We start from the raw sequence: 16331 nt of genomic DNA on the forward strand, positions 1-16331 counted from the left end.
ACCGCCCCGGAAAGCTCCGGGAGCGGCCCTCCACCCTCCGCTTCGCCCGGACCCCGCGGAACGCAGGCACCACCCCTGTGACCGCTGTGCAGGTCCCGGCCATGCCCTTCCGGATTCTTCTCCTCCTGCCCGGCACCGACGCGCCATCAACCGAGGAGAGTCGACGGGAATGCAGCAGTACGACTTACGAGCCGGGAACAGCGGGGAACGGCCGTGACCAGAGCCGTGATCATCATCGCGGCCCTCGTCGTCGCGACCCTCGTCGCGGTGGCGGCCGTCCTCCTGGCCACACTCGGCCACCGCCGGATCGGGCGCGGTCTCAGACGGCGCTTCGGCCCTGAGTACGAACGCCTCGTGAGCCGCCACGAGGGTGACACGAAGGCCGCGGACCGAGAACTCGGAGCGCGTCTGAAGCAGCACGGTTCCGTCCGGGAACGGCCGCTCTCGCCTGCTTCCCGGGAGCAGTACGCAGCCCAATGGGCCGGGATCCAGAAGCGGTTCGTCGACTCCCCGCAGGAGGCGGTCGCCGAGGCCGACGCGTTGTTGGCGCGGCTGACGGCGGACCGGGGCTTCCCGGACGGCGGGCCCTTCGAAGAGCGGCTCGCCGCGCTCTCCGTGCACCACGCGCAGCACGTCGACGGCTATCGCGGGGTGCACGGGGCCGTCCGCGGCCCGGGCGGCACGGAGGAGAAGAGGCTGGCCATGATCGGGGCCCGGGACCTCTTCGACGCCCTGGTCGCCCAGCAGCCGGCCGACTCGGGCCGGCACCGTCCGCAGCGCCACCACGCCGAGGGAAGTGGCACGCGATGACGTACGACCAGGAACGCGCACGGCAGACCCCGGACCGGAGCCCGCTCCCGGGACGGCTCGACCCGCGCGGGGGCCCCGCTCCACGTACCGCTCCACGGACCGCGCCGCGCGAGGAACCGCCCGGGGCCACCACGGGCGCCGTGCCGCCCGCGAACGCCAAGGCACCCGTGTCCCTGCTCGCGCAGAGCGACCGGGACAAGCTGACCCTGCACCTGCAGCACGCCCTCGGGGCCTTCATCCAGAATCCGCGCGAAGCGGTCGAGGAAGCCGACACCACCTTCGCCGAAGCCACCACCCGCGTCACGGCCGCACTCGTGGAACGCCGCCGTGTCATCGGCGCGACCCATCGGGGCCCCGGCGTCGAAGCGGAGACGGAAGACCTGCGGCTCGCCCTGCGCCAGTACCGGGAGATCACCTTGCGGCTGCTGCGCATGTGAGCGCCCTTGCTCCGAACAGCCCCTGACCGCCGGCGGGGACGGCCCGTCCTCCCCGACGAGCCACCCCGCCGGCCCCTCGTCACCACCGCGCGAACGAAGGGTGCGGCCCCGGTTCCCACCGCCGGGGCCGCACCCTTGCCGTGCGGTCGGTCCCCGCGGCGCGTGATGACCGCCGAGCCAAGGAGACATGCGTCCATGACACACACCGGCACGCAGCGCACCCGGCGCAACCGCCCCTACGACGACTCCCCCGACACCGCGGCCGCGTTCCGCCGCATCGCCTCCCTTCCGGAGGGCCCGCAAAGGGCCGCACTGCGACAGGAGGTGGTGTGCGCCTGGATCCCGATGGCCGCGCGGCTGGCCCAGCGGTTCAGCAACGGCAGAGAGCCCCTGGAGGACCTCCGCCAGGTTGCCCAAGTCGGTCTGGTCAAGGCGGTGTCCCGCTTCGACCCGGACGTGGGCACCGCTTTCGAGGCCTTCGCCATCCCGACGATCGTCGGCGAGGTGAAGCGGCACTTCCGCGACAACCTGTGGGCGGTGCACGTGCCGCGCCGCGTCCAGGAACTGCGCCTGCAGGTGCGAGCGGCCGACCGGGAGCTGTGCCCCTCGCGCGGCACCGGCGGCCCCACGGCGGCCGAGATCGCCGCGGCGACGGGCCTGACCGAGCAAGAGGTGCGCAGGGGCCAGGGGGCCCTCCACAGCTGGTCCACCCTGTCCATCGAGGCCGCGCACGGCCACCACGAGGACGCGTACCCACTGGCGGAAACCCTCGGCTGCTCGGATCCCGCCTTCGACCGCATCGTCGACCGGGAGACGCTCCGGCCCCTGCTGCGGGCACTGCCCGAGCGCGACCGGCGGATCCTCTACCTGAGGTTCTTCCGCGAGATGGACCAGAGCGGCATCGGCGAAGAGCTCGGCATGTCCCAGATGCACGTGTCCCGCCTGATCCGCCGCATCTGCGAGTCCCTGCGCGACCAGGCCATGTCCGACGCCGCCTGAAAGCCCGCCCGATGGCGAGAATTCACCCAGGAAACGCCAAAGCCGCAGATGAGAACGATTCTTCACCTGCGGCTCGCAGTGGGGCGGGTGGGACTCGAACCTATCGACGTGACCCGTCTCACCTACGGTTTTCCGAAAGCCCGGGATAAATAGGCCGATTTCAATCCTGCTGAACGCTGCTCAACCTTGGTGGATCCGAATTGGTGAGGCGATCGCCACACCAACTTCTGGAGCCCCACGGAGCTACGGACGCGGAGTACTCTCGCCGCCGCACTCACCGGCTTGCCCCCTCCCAAAGCAGGGACTGCCACACCTCAGCAGTCCGTCCACGGCTTTCGAGGACCGTCACACTCCGCATCCACCAGCCTCGCCCGTAGCGCACGGTGTCAGCTGCGAGAGCGAGCCACCACCCGCAAGACGGCGTCAGTACCAGGGCCTACGGAAGCTTCCGAGTAGCCCAGTCCGCGTCGGTGAGCTTGCACGTCGTCTGCTCGCCCTGCACCTGGCGACGACTTCGACGGAAGCCCCCCCCCATGGACCCGAAGATCCGCTTCTCAGAAGTGTCCGTTGTCCGGGGTAAAGCCCAGCCTCGCGAGCGACCCTACGTTGGGTGAGCGAACGCGCACCGGGGCACGGCGTCTCGGACCCGTTCCCGGGCGGTGCAGAACGCCGAGAAGATGCTCCAGAACACGCCCAGACTCCGACCCGTCAATATCGGGCGGAGCCTGGACGTGCAGGTGGAAATACAATCACGACATAGCTTCAGAGCGCTGGGGTGCTCGCCCGGACTCGTCCAGCACGGACTGGAATACAGCCCGAACCTCCACACTCTGAAACTATTTCATCACGAGCCCTTCGAGTCTTCGCGGAATGATTTCAGCAGCCGAAGAAATGAATCCACCGAAGATTCACCTTCCTTCGTCAATTGATCGACGGCTGAAATCCAACCGCCTGTGCGCGAGATCCCATACGTTCGACTGAGCCAGTCGGAAAAATCTCCGACCTGCCCCAGCTCGAATCCCTCATCGATGCCATGGATCTGCAGTGCAAGAAAATACCCCGAAAGGAAGCTTGCAATCTCACTCAGCGTGTCGCCATCCCTGATGAAACCCAGCCTGATACGAGGATTCTCCAAGACGTCGTAGATGTTGTTCAAATCGAGCTTCGAAATGATGATCTCCCTGGAAGGTCGACTCCGCGTCTGAGTGTTCCGCGAGCAAGATCTTTACCTGATCGGTGGCAAATGGCTTAACCGCCCCCCGGATGGAACTGATAGTTCCCGTTTCCGTCGAGCTTGAGCGAACCCCGTCGCGTCACCACCGGGAAGGCCCCGACACTGTCGGAGAAGCGGGCCATGTAATCCGCCTCTGGTACCCCATGCCGCCCGGTCCAATTATCGAAGACCCGGCCGTCCTTGACGACGGCATAGTGATTATACCAAACACCCTCATTACCCTTGTAGGGCAACGTCGGATACTTTCCTTGAATTTGCGGCAGAATTTCCAGTACTTCGCCTCCGCCAAGCCTTCCTTGAATGTGCACAGCACATGCCTCACAGCCGCTGCTACCGACGATCTTACTGTCGCTCGCAGCCTTCCAGGATGCTCCTAGGTCCGGTCCGCAACCCGTCGTGTTGTGGACGAGAACCGGTGCGCGACCTGCGAGTACGTAGTAGGTGTGGACGTCGTCGACGGTCAGGTCGTGGGTGCGCTGGAGTTTGGTGTAGCGGTTGAGTGCAATGATCTCGACGCGGTCGCCTGTGCTGGAGTGGAGCCAGGTGCCCACATTGAGGTCGCCGGCCTCGACCCATTCCTTGAGTTCAGGGACCCAGAAGGGGTGGGTGTCTGTGGCGACGATTGTCTGCGGGCCGTCTTTCGTGGCCACAGTGAGCTCGGTGAAGTCCTTGTCGTCTTTGGTCAGGATCGTATCAAGGACGGTCTTCTTGTAGTTCTCGCCGGTTTCGGGGTCTGTTGCGAGAACGACATCTCCGACTTCGACGTCCTCGATGTTCTTGTCAGATCCGTCGGCCATGAGAACTTTGGTGCCGGGCAGGAAGGAATGGCGGACGCACGGTGGGAGTGGCTTCGTACGTGGGCCGGTTTTCAACCCAAAGCGGCCGATTTTCAACCCAGAGCGGCCGCTTAGGAGTCCGATTACAAACCCTAGTTTGTTGCCGTCCTCGTACTCCTCACCCCCGGTGTCGACACCCGCGAGACCCATCGCCCCGTCGTGGACTTCTCCCCCACGGTCTGTGTGAGACATCATGTCAATAACAGGGGCGATGAAAGATCGAGCTACCCCGGCGAGTGTGTTCCCGGTCGCCTTCATGCGATGACGTGGGTGAACGTACCTTCGATACGGCTGAACGAAGTGTTCGGACCTGGCAGCTGTCTCGCTTTTATCGATGATCCAGGACTGCCAGCGCCATCCGCCGTTACCCGTGTACTGCCACGACTCGTGGTAGTTGACCGTCGCACCGCTGCGGGAATCGCTCGGCGTGCAGGTGCTTGTATTGCCGCCGCAGGTTCCATCGGGGCGCAGGCCGGAGGGGTCGGAGAGGTTGACCGGGTCGTTGTTGCTGTATGCGTAGCCGTTCCACTGCTGGGGATCGGTGACGACGAGGAGCGGGTCGGTGGTGATGAAGCGGCCTGTTGAGGGTTGGTATTGGCGGGCGCCCAGGTTCGTCAGGCCCGTCTTGTCGTCCTGGGTGCCACCGACGAAGCCCTTGTCTCCGTCCCAGACCCCGGGTGCGGGCTGGGGGCCTCGGGGGTTGCCGAAGGGGTCCGACGCGCGTCGGGAGACGGCGAGGGTGCCCGAGTCGAGGGACAGCAGGCCGGTGCCGTGGTGGTCGGCGAGCTGGATCGACATGACCGTCGTGCCCTCGCGGACCATGGTCAGGCCGCCCGGGATCGGGTAGTACCGGGTACCGGTCAGGGTTTTGGCGACGGTGTCGTAGGTGAGCTGGTCCGAGCCGAGCCGGATGATGGTCTTGCCCGGGTTGCGCTGGATGAGTTGCAGACCGCTCGCGTCGTAGACGTACGAGGTGGTCTGGTCGGTGGCCGTCCACTTCTGGCCCGCGGGCACGGTGGTGGCGCAGTCGCCGAGTACGACGTCGGTGCCGTTGGTGGTGACGTTGCCGGGTACGGACAGGCAACGTGTTGACTGGGCGTTGTACAGGGTGCCGTCGGCGCGCTTGGTCCAGGTCTGGGATGCGGAGGCGTCACAGGGCTGGAGCAGGACGGTCGAGCCGGCTGTGGTGCCCGAGGTGGTGAGGCATTTGTCGAATACCTTGAGCAGGGATCCGCTCAGCGCGAACTTCTGTGCTCCGGTTCCGTTGCAGGTGTAGATCTGAACAGGTGTGCTGTTGGCGGAGCTTGCGCTCTGCATGTCCAGGCACTTGCCGCCGATGCCGGTGATGGAGATGGGCGGGGTGTTGCTGTCCAGCTTGCCTTCGGCGTTCCACACCAGCCCTGTGTTGCCGGTCTTCGAGGTGTACATGCTGGTCGTGTTGCCGACGGCGTCGTAGCCGTTGCTGCCGGCGGCCGTGGTCGAGGCGCCGGTCTTGGTGGTGGTGCTGGTCAGCGCGTGCGGGCCTCCGAGGCCGTTCCCGTTGTTGGCCGTTCCGGCGCCGGGGAAGGCCTGGGTAGTGATGGTGTCCTTCGTGGTGTTGCCGGTGAGGTCGTGGTCGGTGAATGTCTTGCGGTTGCCCGTGATGTCGTAGGTGTAGTCCTGCCAGTACGGGTTGCTTCCGCCGACCGTCGCCGCAGTGGGGGCGGTGCTGGTGCACTGACCTTGGTCCTGGGTCTGCCCCTGGTCGGCGGGCGGGACCGTGATGCCCGCGGTGTCGGTCCAGGCGGTCGTCACCCGGCCGAGGCTGTCGTAGGTGAAGCACTGCCGGTCGGTGGCCGTGGGGGTGTTGTCCGGGATCGTGGTGACGGAGGTGATCCGGCCAGCGTCGTTGTAGGTGTACCCGGTCTGCTGGACCGCGCCGGTCTGCGAGGTCTGCTTGTCCAGGAACTGCTTGCGCAGACGTCCCGTCGCTTGGTCGTAGTCGGCTGTGATCACGACCTGGGTCGCGTCGGGGTTCACCGTGGAGCGGAGGACCCTGCCGTAGGCGTCGTACTTGGTCTGGACGTCGTACGTGGTCGCGCCGGCGTATTTGTACAGCTGACCGTAGTCGTTGTACGAGTAGGAGAGTTTATCGAGCGGCAGGCCGCCCAGCGCGGGAAGTCTGGAATTCGTGAGCTGACCCGTCAGGGCGTCGTACGCCGCTGTGGTGTTGTAGGTGAAGGGGGCGTCGGCCGCCTGTCCCACCTCGGGACCGGGGATGGTGATGCTGGAGGACGTGGCGCGGTAGGCGTCGTCGTACCCCTTGACCGTCGTCGTGTAAGCCTGGCCTCCGCTTCCTCCGGCGTACCTGATCGATGCGGTCGGCTGGCCCTTGGCAACGGAGTCGAAGGTCCACCCCGCGAGCTGCTTGTCCGCGGTGACGGAGTCGGCGTAGAGACCGGTCTTGCGTCCGATCAGGTCATAGGTGGAGACGAGCTTCTTGCCACGGGCATCGGTGGTGCTCGCCACCCGGGAGGCTCCGTCGTACGTGGTCGTGCTGGTTCCGGAATCGGGGTCGGTGGACTGGGTCTGGCGTCCCTGGAGGTCGTAGGTGTATCGCCAGGTGTTGCCTGCCGCGTCCTTGCGGGTCTCGGGGGAACCGGTGGGTGTGTAGGTGTATGCCGTGATGGTCGCGTCAGCGCGATTGCCGGTGGCTGTGGCCGTGCTGTATTGCCAGAGCTCTGTGGCGCGTCCGCGGATGTCGGCGAACGTGTGGTCGGGTAACCGCCCTGGGGCGGCACGACGTCGGTACGGCCCGCGTCCGGATAGCTGGTCGTGGTACGGGACTGCTCCACGCCGTTCGACCAGGAGGCGGACACGATCGCTCGGCCTCGGCCGTCGTAGGAGGTGCGGGTCTGCTGGGCGATGGTGCTGTCCGCGGCCACCACTCGGGTACCGGAGGGGCCGGCATCTTCGTTGTACGCGGTGGCGTTGACCGTGGCCGGTCGGCCCTGGGAGTCGTAGCGGGTCTCGCTGATGAGCCGGCCCGTGTACTCGGGGTTGGGCGAGGTGGACTGAGTCTGGCGGGTGCGGCCGAAGCTGTCGAGCAGGTCGATGGACTTCGTGCGGACCGGTGTGCCGCCGTCCCTGGTCAGGGTGCTGGTCGTGCGCGTGGACGGCACACCTGCCGTGTCGGACACCACGTAGGCGAAGGTGACGTTCGCCGCGTCGGGGTTGAGTTGCGGTGACCTGCCCGGCAGCCAGACCGCCGTCATGCGCCCGAGGGCGTCATAGGTCTGGGTCGTGACCTTGCCGTTGGGGTCCGTGCTGGTGAGGCTGGTGCTGCGGCGGGTCCCGAAGGTGTTCACCGTGTCCCATGTGGCCCCGGATACCCCGGGCGCGGGGGCGGAGACGGTGATGCTCTGCGGGAGTTCGCCGGGCGCCGCCGGGGTGTAGGTGACGCTGGCGGTGGAGCCCGCAGGGTGCTGGGCGTCGGTGGTGCGGGGGTCGGTCACGGTCGTCCCGCGGCCGTAGACGTCGGACGTGAGGAGGGAGCTGGTGGTGTAAGAGGCGATTCCGTCGGCGTTGTAGTGGTCCAGCGTCTGGGTGCCCGACGTCGTACCGGTCGCCCCGGCCTCACCGTACGGCTTGTTGTCGAACAGGATCCGCTGGGCGGACGCGGTGTTCGTAGCGTCCGGCGTGGCCTTACAGGCGTTGGCTCCGGAGACCGTGAGCGTCTCGGAGACGAGGGCTGTGCGCTGCGGGTCCGGTGCGACCGCGTACTTGTTGCGGGTGCACAGATCCGGCAGGCCGTCCGCCTGGTCGAGTACGGTCTCGACGCGATTGTTGTGGTCTTTGTCGGTATGCGTCGTGGTGGTCTGGGTACTCCAGGTGCCGTCGGCCTTGCGCTCCTGGCCGATTGCCGTGGTCGTGGTGGCGTTGTACCGGGCCACCAGGTCGGGCAGGCCACCTCCGACGATGTGCCTCGCGGTCTCCGCTTCGCCCGACGCGGAGTTCACGCTGCGTGCGGTGACGGTGCCGCCCGCCTGGTCGAAGGTCTCGGTCTGCAGTGCCGCACCGCTGAGCCAGGCGTCGTCGGTGACGTCCCGGCCTAGAGCATCGGTGAGGTGGACGCTGCGGGTGGTGCCGTCCTTGCGCTTGTCCCCGTTCATGCCGGTCCGGTACGTGGTACGGGACTGGGAGCGCGGGCCGTCCGTGCCGCTGCCGACGGTGGAGGTCACGGTGGTGAAGCCGCGGAAATCTCCCCAGGTGCGCGCTTTGGACTCGGTGAACTCACTGTCGTCACGGTGCCAGGCAGCGGGACCGTAGGTGTAGGCGGTGAGCTTCTGCGGCGCGTCCGTGGTGGTGTCGTTCTCGGTGACGGACTTGACCGTGTAGTGGTTGAACCAGTCCAGGACCGGGTCCGCGTTCGCGAGCGAACCCTGCGGGGACCACCGGACCGGATAGCAGGCCATCGTGTTGTTGTCTTCGGCGGCCGGCATCACCTTGTTGACGCGGGAGCATCCTGGCAGGTTGTAGTCCACGTTGAGGACGGCGCCGGTCTCGGTCTTGATCTGCTGGATCCGCGCGCGGTTCATGATCGGCGGTGCCGGTACCAGATCCGTGCCGTCGACCCGGTTGGGCAGCATGACGGGCGTGAAGGTGACGGGCTTCAGGGCTGCGGCCGGGGTCTCGGCCTTGCCCGTGCGCAGTACGGAGTCGAGCCACAGGACCTTCTGGCTGGTGGCGTCCGACGGGGAGGGGAAGGAGTGCTTGAGTGCGTAGGAGTCGATGTCCTTCCAGGCCTTGTTGATGCGGGCCTGGGTGGTGATGTTGGCCAGCCGCTTGGTTGTGAAGTAGGTCGGGCTGTAGTTGGTGCAGGTGCCGGCCTTCTTGCACTCCTGGTCGATGGGGACGTCGGGCCAGTGGGTCTGGTTGGCCGCGGTGCGGTTGGCCGCGTCACAGACGGCCTGATCGCAGCGTTCGTCCGTGCCGAAGGTGACACGGGCCGCCGGCTCGAGTGTTCCCTTGGCGGCGATCTGCTCGCTCAGCCGCTGCCCGTAGGCGATCTTCTGGACGGTGTTGGCGCGGGTGTATTCCGTGCGGCTGCCGGTGCCGGCGTTCTGGCCGCCGCCGCGTTCGTACCAGTTGGTCTCGGGAGCCCAGGTGTAGGTGGTGAGGTTGCCGTTCGCGTCGACGATGTAGTCGAGGGAGAGGCGCTGCCACATCTGACAGTACGAGGCCTTGCCCTTGGCGCTGTCGTAGCAGGGGTCGCCGCTCTTCGGAGAGTAGACCGGGACGCTGGAGACGGAGTTGGTGGCCGGGTCGGTCTTGTCTCCGCCGGGCAGGTGGTTGACGCCGAAGTAGAAGGCGGTGCCGGAGCTGTCCGTCATCTTCGCGTAGGTGCCGCCCGGAACGCCGTTGGCGGCGTCGGAGAAGAACTCGACCTTGCTTCCGTCGTCCGCGCTCAGGCGCCAGGTGCCGGTGGCCGCGTCGGTGGTGGCGCCGGCTGAGCCCTGGTTGTCACCCCGGACGAGCCGCCCGCTGTGGGAACCCGCGGAGATGACGGCGTTGAATCCGCCCCAGCACAGGTCACCAGAGGTGTCGATGCCGTTCTTGTGGCAGGGTTTGAATGTGCGTTCGATGTAGCCGGGATTGAAGTCCCAGCCCTCTCCTACCCAAGAGGCCTGAGAGTTCGTGGCGGACGTACGGCCGTCCACCGAGGCGGAGTTGTAGCCCAGCTCCACGCTGGGTGTCACGCCGCCCAGGGTGGACGGCGTCTCGATCGGGTAGCCGTAAGTCATTGCGCCGGCGGCCGTGCCGGCGGCCCACCCGGACGACGAGGCCAGCGATGTGGCGGTGTAGGAGCCGCCACCGCCCGAGGGGCCGGTTTCCGCTGCAAGTACGACGCCCTGCGCGGGCGCGGCGGGCGGCGCGGCGGCCGACGAGGCCGCAGAAGACTGTCCGGACTGCTTGGCCGAGGGCGCGAGCACCGAGCGGCCCGGGAGCGGGACGGCCACGTCGGCGTTCACACGGCCGGTGGCCTTGTCGTAGTCCATGGCCACGGGCGTGCGCTCGCGGCACTCGGCGCGCTCGGGTGTGACAGCGGCGCAGGCGGGGAGGGCCACCAACCGGCCGCGGGAAGTGAACTGTCCGTCCGTCGCCGCCTGGAGGGCGGCAACGTCGAGCGAGACCCGAGTGGGGACGGACCCTGTCGTGGCGCCCGGACGCGTGGCTGAGAGCGTGAGCAGCTCGCCGTGGACTCCGGCCCCAGCCGTGGAGCGCGAGTCACCGCGGAAGACCGTGACGGTGACGCCTGCGGCGTCCGTCGTACCCGCGGCCGCTACCCACACCGGCAGGTCGCCTGCGCGGGCGGGAACGCCGGGCCGAGCGGCCGCCAGATCCGCCGTGCCGGTCTGGGCCGGCCGTGCCTCAAGAGCCTGTCCCGGCTTCGGCCGCTCGGGAACGGCAAAGGGAGGCTTGACCTCTCCGGCCGTACGGGCCGGGGATACCTTCAGCGACGCGGTTCTCGGGAGCGGCGTGTGTGGGGGCTTCCAAGCCTTGCTGAAATCGGGCCCGGCTGCTGCTGCCTGCCCAATGGGCACGGAGAGCAGGGATGTCGTCAGGGCAAGAACAATCGGAAAGGTGGCTCGTGTCCGATATTTTTGATTATTTCTACGCATGCCAAGGACTGGCATCGTAACTCCCCCCGGAGTTGGCCAAGATGGCCGTGATCCCTGATGATCAACGACTCAATCGCAGGGAATTTACCTGCAAATATGCTCTAGAGTCGACAAAATCTTGAGATCTGAAAGTGTTTCACATCACGCGGGAGCGGGTCACGGCTTTCTGGCTGAAAATCCCTAGGCCAGGTCGCTGCACTTTCGCAGCCCTGCCGGCCGATCTCGCCCCCTTCTGCACCCTGGGCGTGATGGAGAAGCGTGAGCCCGGCAAGGCGATCCGGTCCCCACCTGAACCCGTGGAGCTTGGTGTGAGCGGGTGGGGCGGCCGTGAAAACTGCATGCTCCACAAGTCGCACGAGAGTATCGCCGTCGGCATAGCTGCCAGATTCCGGGGGGGGATCCTGCCACATGCGGAGCTGTGGACTCACCCAGACCCCTGGACTCACGCAAGGGCGGCTGCGCGGGTGAATGTCCTGCCGTACGGGCTCCATCCGCAAGCGTCTCCCGCGACTCGGCGCGGTTGGGCATGAGGGTCTGCCACCCCATTAGATCAACACGCTTGCACATAAAGCGAGTTCCGATCCATGCGCGTACATCCCTGACACCGCGTCGCGCCTCGGCGTAGCCGGTGCATCCGGCATTCCGCCAGGCCGGTTCGGGCCAATCTGGCTGGTCAGTCAACGTGCGTGCTCAAGATCACCGCACGATTTGACGGTCACATCCGACATAAGGGCAAGAAACCGCAGATCGCACATTGCTGAGTGCGTTTCTTCCTGTCAGAGTTCCTCAGATCTCTGTGCGAAATTGCATGGAGACACACACGCAATGGGGGGCGTAAAGACGTGACCAACAAACCAAGGCCCGGCCCGCGAACCTTGTCGAACTCATCGTTCCCGAGCCAGGCGCGTCAGGGATCACACCGACCGATATCAGCCACCGTGGCGTTGGCCCTTTTCGCGGCTCTGCTGCTGTCGGCGCCCCACGCCGCGCAAGCGGCGACCTCGCAGCCCGGCTCGGGGGCGGCCGGGGATTCCCCCTCGGTACCGGCCCCTGTCGGCCCTGCCGAGAAGGCTCGGGTCGAGGCGGTGCGGACCGGCAAGGACGTTCCTGTGCCCGAGCTCACCACGGAGTACGCCACAACCGTCGTGACTCCGGAAGGCAAGCTGCGTACCGAGCAGAGCCTGTTGCCGGAGCGCACGAAGAGCACACAGGGCAAGTGGCTGACCTTGGACGACGCGCTGATCGTGGGGGCGGACGGCACAGTCGTGCCGAAGGCGTCGAGTTCCGGGCTGACCGTCTCCGGTGGCGGTACGGGTCCCCTGGCCACCATGACCACCGAGGAGGGCAAGCAACTGTCGGTGTCCTCGCCCTTCCCGGGCGCCCTGTCCAAGCCGGTGCTCACCGGCAACGGCGCGCTGTTCCAGAACGTCGCTCCCGACACCGACCTTCAGGTGAACGCCACCAAGTGGGGCGGCTACACCACGGTCGTGATCCTCCGGACCCCAGCCGCGGCCGCGAACCCGGCCGTGCACAACCTGGTCTTCCCCACCACCACCAAGGGCCTGACTCTCTCGAAGAGTGAGGACGGCGGCCTCACAGCCGATGGCGGTGACGGTGCCGCCTTCCGGGCGCCGGCTCCGCTCATGTGGTCCGCCAAGGAACCGCGCCAGCCCAGCAATGGAGGTGCCAAGTTTGCGGCCCTCGACGCCGTCGAGGTATCGGCGGGGCCCTCCGGCCCCAAGCCTGTTCTGAGCAGTGCTCAGGGGCCTGGCATCGGGGCCAGCGTGGCAACCATTCCCGTCACCCGCGCCGAAGTGACCGGCTCCGGTGCTGAGGCCTCCGGAGCCATCGCGCTCGCGCCGAGTCCGGACCTGCTCGACGGCAACAACACCAGCTACCCGATCTACGTGGACCCGTCCTGGTCTCCCGATGCCCGGGGCAAGCAGCACCACGCCTGGGTCGGCTCCGCCTGGCCCGGCACGGGCAACTTCGACCGCACCGGCTCGACCGACCGTGACCACCCGGGCGTCGGCTACCAGGGTTGGGAGACCGCGAAGGGCATCGAGCGCTCCCTGTACGAGTTCGCCGTCAACGGATACGCCGGCGCGACCATCAACTCAGCCACCCTGCGCGTGAGCCAGTACATCTCCGCGGACTGGTCGTGCACGAACAAGTACTCCGTGGATGTCTACCGGGCCCGGGAGTTCGACAGCTCGGTGTCCTGGGATAAGCACGAGATCCGGGAGTGGATCGGCGCCCAGAACGTTCCCGGCAACGGCAACAGCTCCGACTGCTACGGCGACGTCCCCGTGGACTTCAACGTCACGGGTGCGATGCGCGACGCGATCCGCGACACCGGCAAACCGCTCGCCTTCGCCCTGCGCGGACCGGAAGGCACCGGCGACAAGATCGGCTTCAAGCGCTTCTCGTACAACGCGACCCTGAGCACGCAGTACGACTTCCCGCCCCTGCCCCCGGAGAACCCGCGCACCGTCCCGGCCCCGCGCCGCGTCGTGGCCGGTGATACGCAGGCCTGCGGCACCGTGGCCGAGGCACAGTACGGGTGGATCACAACAAGCAACGTCACCCTCGCTTCCACCGTCAAGAGCCCCAACCAGAGTCAGCTCACCGAATGGGTGGACCTCTTCGACATGACCGACCCAGGGACCGCCGATCAGGGCTGGTCCGGCTTCGTGGGAACGGGCAGCGAGGCACGGTACACAACGCCCTACGGCACTCTGAAGGACGGCCACAACTACGCCTGGGCCACCCGCGGCGACGACGGTCTCCTCCGCGGTCCCGCCAGCACCACCTGCCACTTCGCAGTGGACCTCACCCCGCCGGTCATGAAGTTCGAACCGGCGACCGACCTGGCCAAGCAGTTCCCACCGTCGGGTGACGGCCGGGTCACCAAGCTCGGCCTCGGCGACACCGGCATCATCCCTGTCGTCGCCTCTGACGCCAGCCCGGTCGTCCCCTCCGGCGCAAGCCCCGGTACGGTTCTGCGCAAGTCGGGCCTGGCCTGTATCGAGTTCGGCTTCAACCCGCAGCTCACCGACGTGACCCGAAAATGTGACGCCGAGAGCCTCACGGGCATCAGCGTCAAGCCCACGCACTGGGGCACCAACATCGTCTACGCGCGCGTCCTCGACGAAGCCGGCAACGCCTCGCAAACCATGTCCTACGCCTTCTACGTTCCCTGGAAGCCCGGCCCGGCCGCCTTTGGGGACACCAGCGGCGACGGCCGCCCCGACATCCTGCTCCCGGACGACAAGGGCAACCTCATCGCGTACGGCCGCGCCAGCGACGGCACCGCCGCCAGCATGATCCCCAGTCGCACCACCGCCAGCGCCCTCCAGGGGCCGGAAACGAGCGCCGGCACGACCTGGAAGGACTACCGGGTCTCCCACCGCGGCTCCCGCAATCCGGGCCTCAATGCGGACGACCTTTTCGTCCACCAGGACCCGGCGGCCATCGGTGCCATCGGAGGCGAGACGCTCTTCGCCTACGACAACAACCTGGCCAACCCCGGCACCTACAACCTGGGCGCTAAGGAGCCGATCGACAAGCCCATCTGCTTCGTGACGACGTACACCCCGTCCTGTGCCGGGTACACGAGCAAGACCTGGAAGTACTCGAGCCAGATCACCATGACAGGCCCGGCCAAGACCACCCGCCGCACGCCTGATGGCGATGTCACGAACGCCACCGGACTGCTCTCCGTGGAAGCGGGCAAACTCTGGTTCTACCCGATGCAGTCCAACCAGCAGCTGGCCGTGCCCACCCTGGTCGACGCCGGCATCCCCTGGGACGGGAAGGACCTGATCGTTCCCGGGAACGCCCTGCGGATCGGTGCCACCGCTGACGCCGCACCAGCCCTCTGGGTCCGCGACCGGAGCACGGGGGACGTCTTCCAGTACGCGATGACGACTGCCTCGCGCAGCGTGAACCCCGACGACCCCGAAGACCGTGACCTCACTCTCGTGGTGACCGGCCTGGCCAAGCAGCCGACCACCCGGATCGGTGCGAACCTCAAAGCCGCCACCTATCCGCGAGTGGGCTCCGACGGCGACCTGAACGACGACGGCGTCCCGGACTTCTGGGCACAGGACTCCACCGGCACACTTCACTCCTGGGCAGGTACGACGAACGCACCTGTCGCGGGCATCCGTATGGTGACCGGCCTCGACGGCGAGTACCAGGTGCGCGCGAGCGGACGGGCGCCGACGATCGAATGGCGTCTCGACGGCAATGCGAACGCGATTCCGGCGATGAACGCCGGGGGCGTCGCCAACACCACGACAACCCAGGACGTCACGTATCCCACGGACAGTCTGGGCGGCCAGAACCGTCAGGTCGGTGCCTTCGACGGCACTGACCACTCGGTGGTCACCGGCCCCTCCAAGGTCGTCGACACCCGGAAGTCCTTCACCGTCAGCACCTGGGCGAAGGTGAACGGGGCCGCGGACAACACCATCGTCAGCCAGGACCTGGCACACGCGAGCAGCTTTAAGCTCTGGTCCGACGGCAAGGACTGGCGCTTCGCCATCGCCAAGGGCGACGATGACGGCTGGCCCTACGACTTCAACAGCTCCGTCACTCCGGCGAACGCCGTCGACAAGGTCAAGTGGACCCAGCTCACCGCCACCTACAACGCCACGACAGGCGCGATGAGCCTCTACGTCAACGGCACCCTTGCCTCCAGCGGCCACCACGCGGCGAGCACCAGCCCCGAACCCAGCGGCCAGCTCGTGCTCGGCCGCGAAAAATACCAGAGCAAGGCGGCGAACTGGCTGAGCGGCAGCATCGCGAACCTGTCCGTCCACCAGGACTACGTGCCCGCTGTATCGGCGGCCAAAGTCCCGATCCGCTTCGCCGCATCGCCGGACATCTGCATGGACGCCCCGAACAACAACACCGCTGACGGCCAGCGCCTCGCAATCTGGGGATGCAACGGGTCGCCCGCCCAGCAGTTCGACATCAACGCGAACGGCAGCATCGCCATCAACGGGCAGTGCGTCTCGGCCAACGGCAACCAGACGGCGTCCGGTACCCCGGTCGTCTTCTCGAGTTGCAAGGGCGAGGGCGGCCAGCAGTGGCTCCCCCGCGCTGACGGCACCCTCTACAACCCGCAGTCCAGCATGTGCCTGGACGACCCCTGGGCAAGCCAAACCTGGGGAACCACCCTCATGCTCGTCACCTGCAACGGCACTCCTGCCCAGCGCTGGAGCATCCCGACGGTGACGATGGCCAACCTGCCGTACTCCCCGTAGTGACCCACCAATAGCAGACGCGAGAGGCGCTCGGTCCGGGAAGTTCGGCCGAACGCCTCTCGTGCTCACCACCAGCTCAT

At 67.0% G+C, this 16331-nt stretch carries 7 protein-coding genes; 4 read left to right on the forward strand and 3 right to left on the reverse strand.

Features of this window, described 5'->3' with window-relative positions; all coding sequences use genetic code 11:
- The first annotated feature begins 213 nt into the window (after nucleotides 1-213).
- The 3 genes from DRB96_RS00840 (at nucleotide 214) to DRB96_RS00850 (ending at nucleotide 2246) form a co-directional block, all read left to right on the forward strand.
- Nucleotides 214-810 (forward strand): hypothetical protein, encoded by a 597-nt coding sequence (locus DRB96_RS00840; protein WP_112446303.1) that lies wholly within the window; start codon nucleotides 214-216, stop codon nucleotides 808-810.
- A complete protein-coding gene (locus DRB96_RS00845; RefSeq protein ID WP_112446304.1) occupies nucleotides 807-1247 on the forward strand; it encodes a hypothetical protein in 441 nt (146 codons plus the stop codon). Before DRB96_RS00840 ends, DRB96_RS00845 begins: the two co-directional genes overlap by 4 nt.
- Nucleotides 1248-1442: 195 nt before the next feature.
- A complete protein-coding gene (locus DRB96_RS00850; RefSeq protein WP_112446305.1) occupies nucleotides 1443-2246 on the forward strand; it encodes a SigB/SigF/SigG family RNA polymerase sigma factor in 804 nt (267 codons plus the stop codon).
- Between the two features lie 844 nt (nucleotides 2247-3090).
- Here the strand turns inward: DRB96_RS00850 and DRB96_RS42585 are convergent.
- The 3 genes from DRB96_RS42585 to DRB96_RS00860 all read right to left on the reverse strand — a co-directional run bounded on the left by DRB96_RS42585 (nucleotide 3091) and on the right by DRB96_RS00860 (nucleotide 10648).
- Entirely contained in the window at nucleotides 3091-3402 is a 312-nt protein-coding gene (locus DRB96_RS42585) for a hypothetical protein (protein WP_162688422.1), read from the reverse strand.
- A gap of 92 nt (nucleotides 3403-3494) precedes the next feature.
- A complete protein-coding gene (locus tag DRB96_RS00855) occupies nucleotides 3495-6824 on the reverse strand; it encodes a ricin-type beta-trefoil lectin domain protein (RefSeq protein ID WP_112446306.1) in 3330 nt (1109 codons plus the stop codon).
- Nucleotides 6770-10648, reverse strand: a complete 3879-nt coding sequence (locus tag DRB96_RS00860) for a hypothetical protein (RefSeq protein WP_162688421.1) — start codon at nucleotides 10646-10648, stop codon at nucleotides 6770-6772. The genes DRB96_RS00855 and DRB96_RS00860 overlap by 55 nt, the downstream gene beginning before the upstream one ends.
- 1439 nt (nucleotides 10649-12087) lie before the next feature.
- Here DRB96_RS00860 and DRB96_RS00865 point away from each other — a divergent pair.
- The gene (locus DRB96_RS00865) at nucleotides 12088-16251 is read left to right on the forward strand and encodes a ricin-type beta-trefoil lectin domain protein (protein WP_112446308.1); all 4164 of its coding nucleotides are present in this window, start codon (nucleotides 12088-12090) and stop codon (nucleotides 16249-16251) included.
- Nucleotides 16252-16331: the final 80 nt, after the last annotated feature.

The sequence above is a fragment of the Streptomyces sp. ICC1 genome (assembly GCF_003287935.1).
GTDB lineage: Bacteria > Actinomycetota > Actinomycetes > Streptomycetales > Streptomycetaceae > Streptomyces > Streptomyces tritrimontium.

Excerpts from the sequence above, each read along its gene's own strand:
- DRB96_RS00845 (WP_112446304.1), top strand. The coding sequence starts at position 807 with ATGACGTACGACCAGGAACGCGCACGGCAGACCCCGGACCGGAGCCCG.
- DRB96_RS00850 (WP_112446305.1), top strand. The coding sequence starts at position 1,443 with ATGACACACACCGGCACGCAGCGCACCCGGCGCAACCGCCCCTACGAC.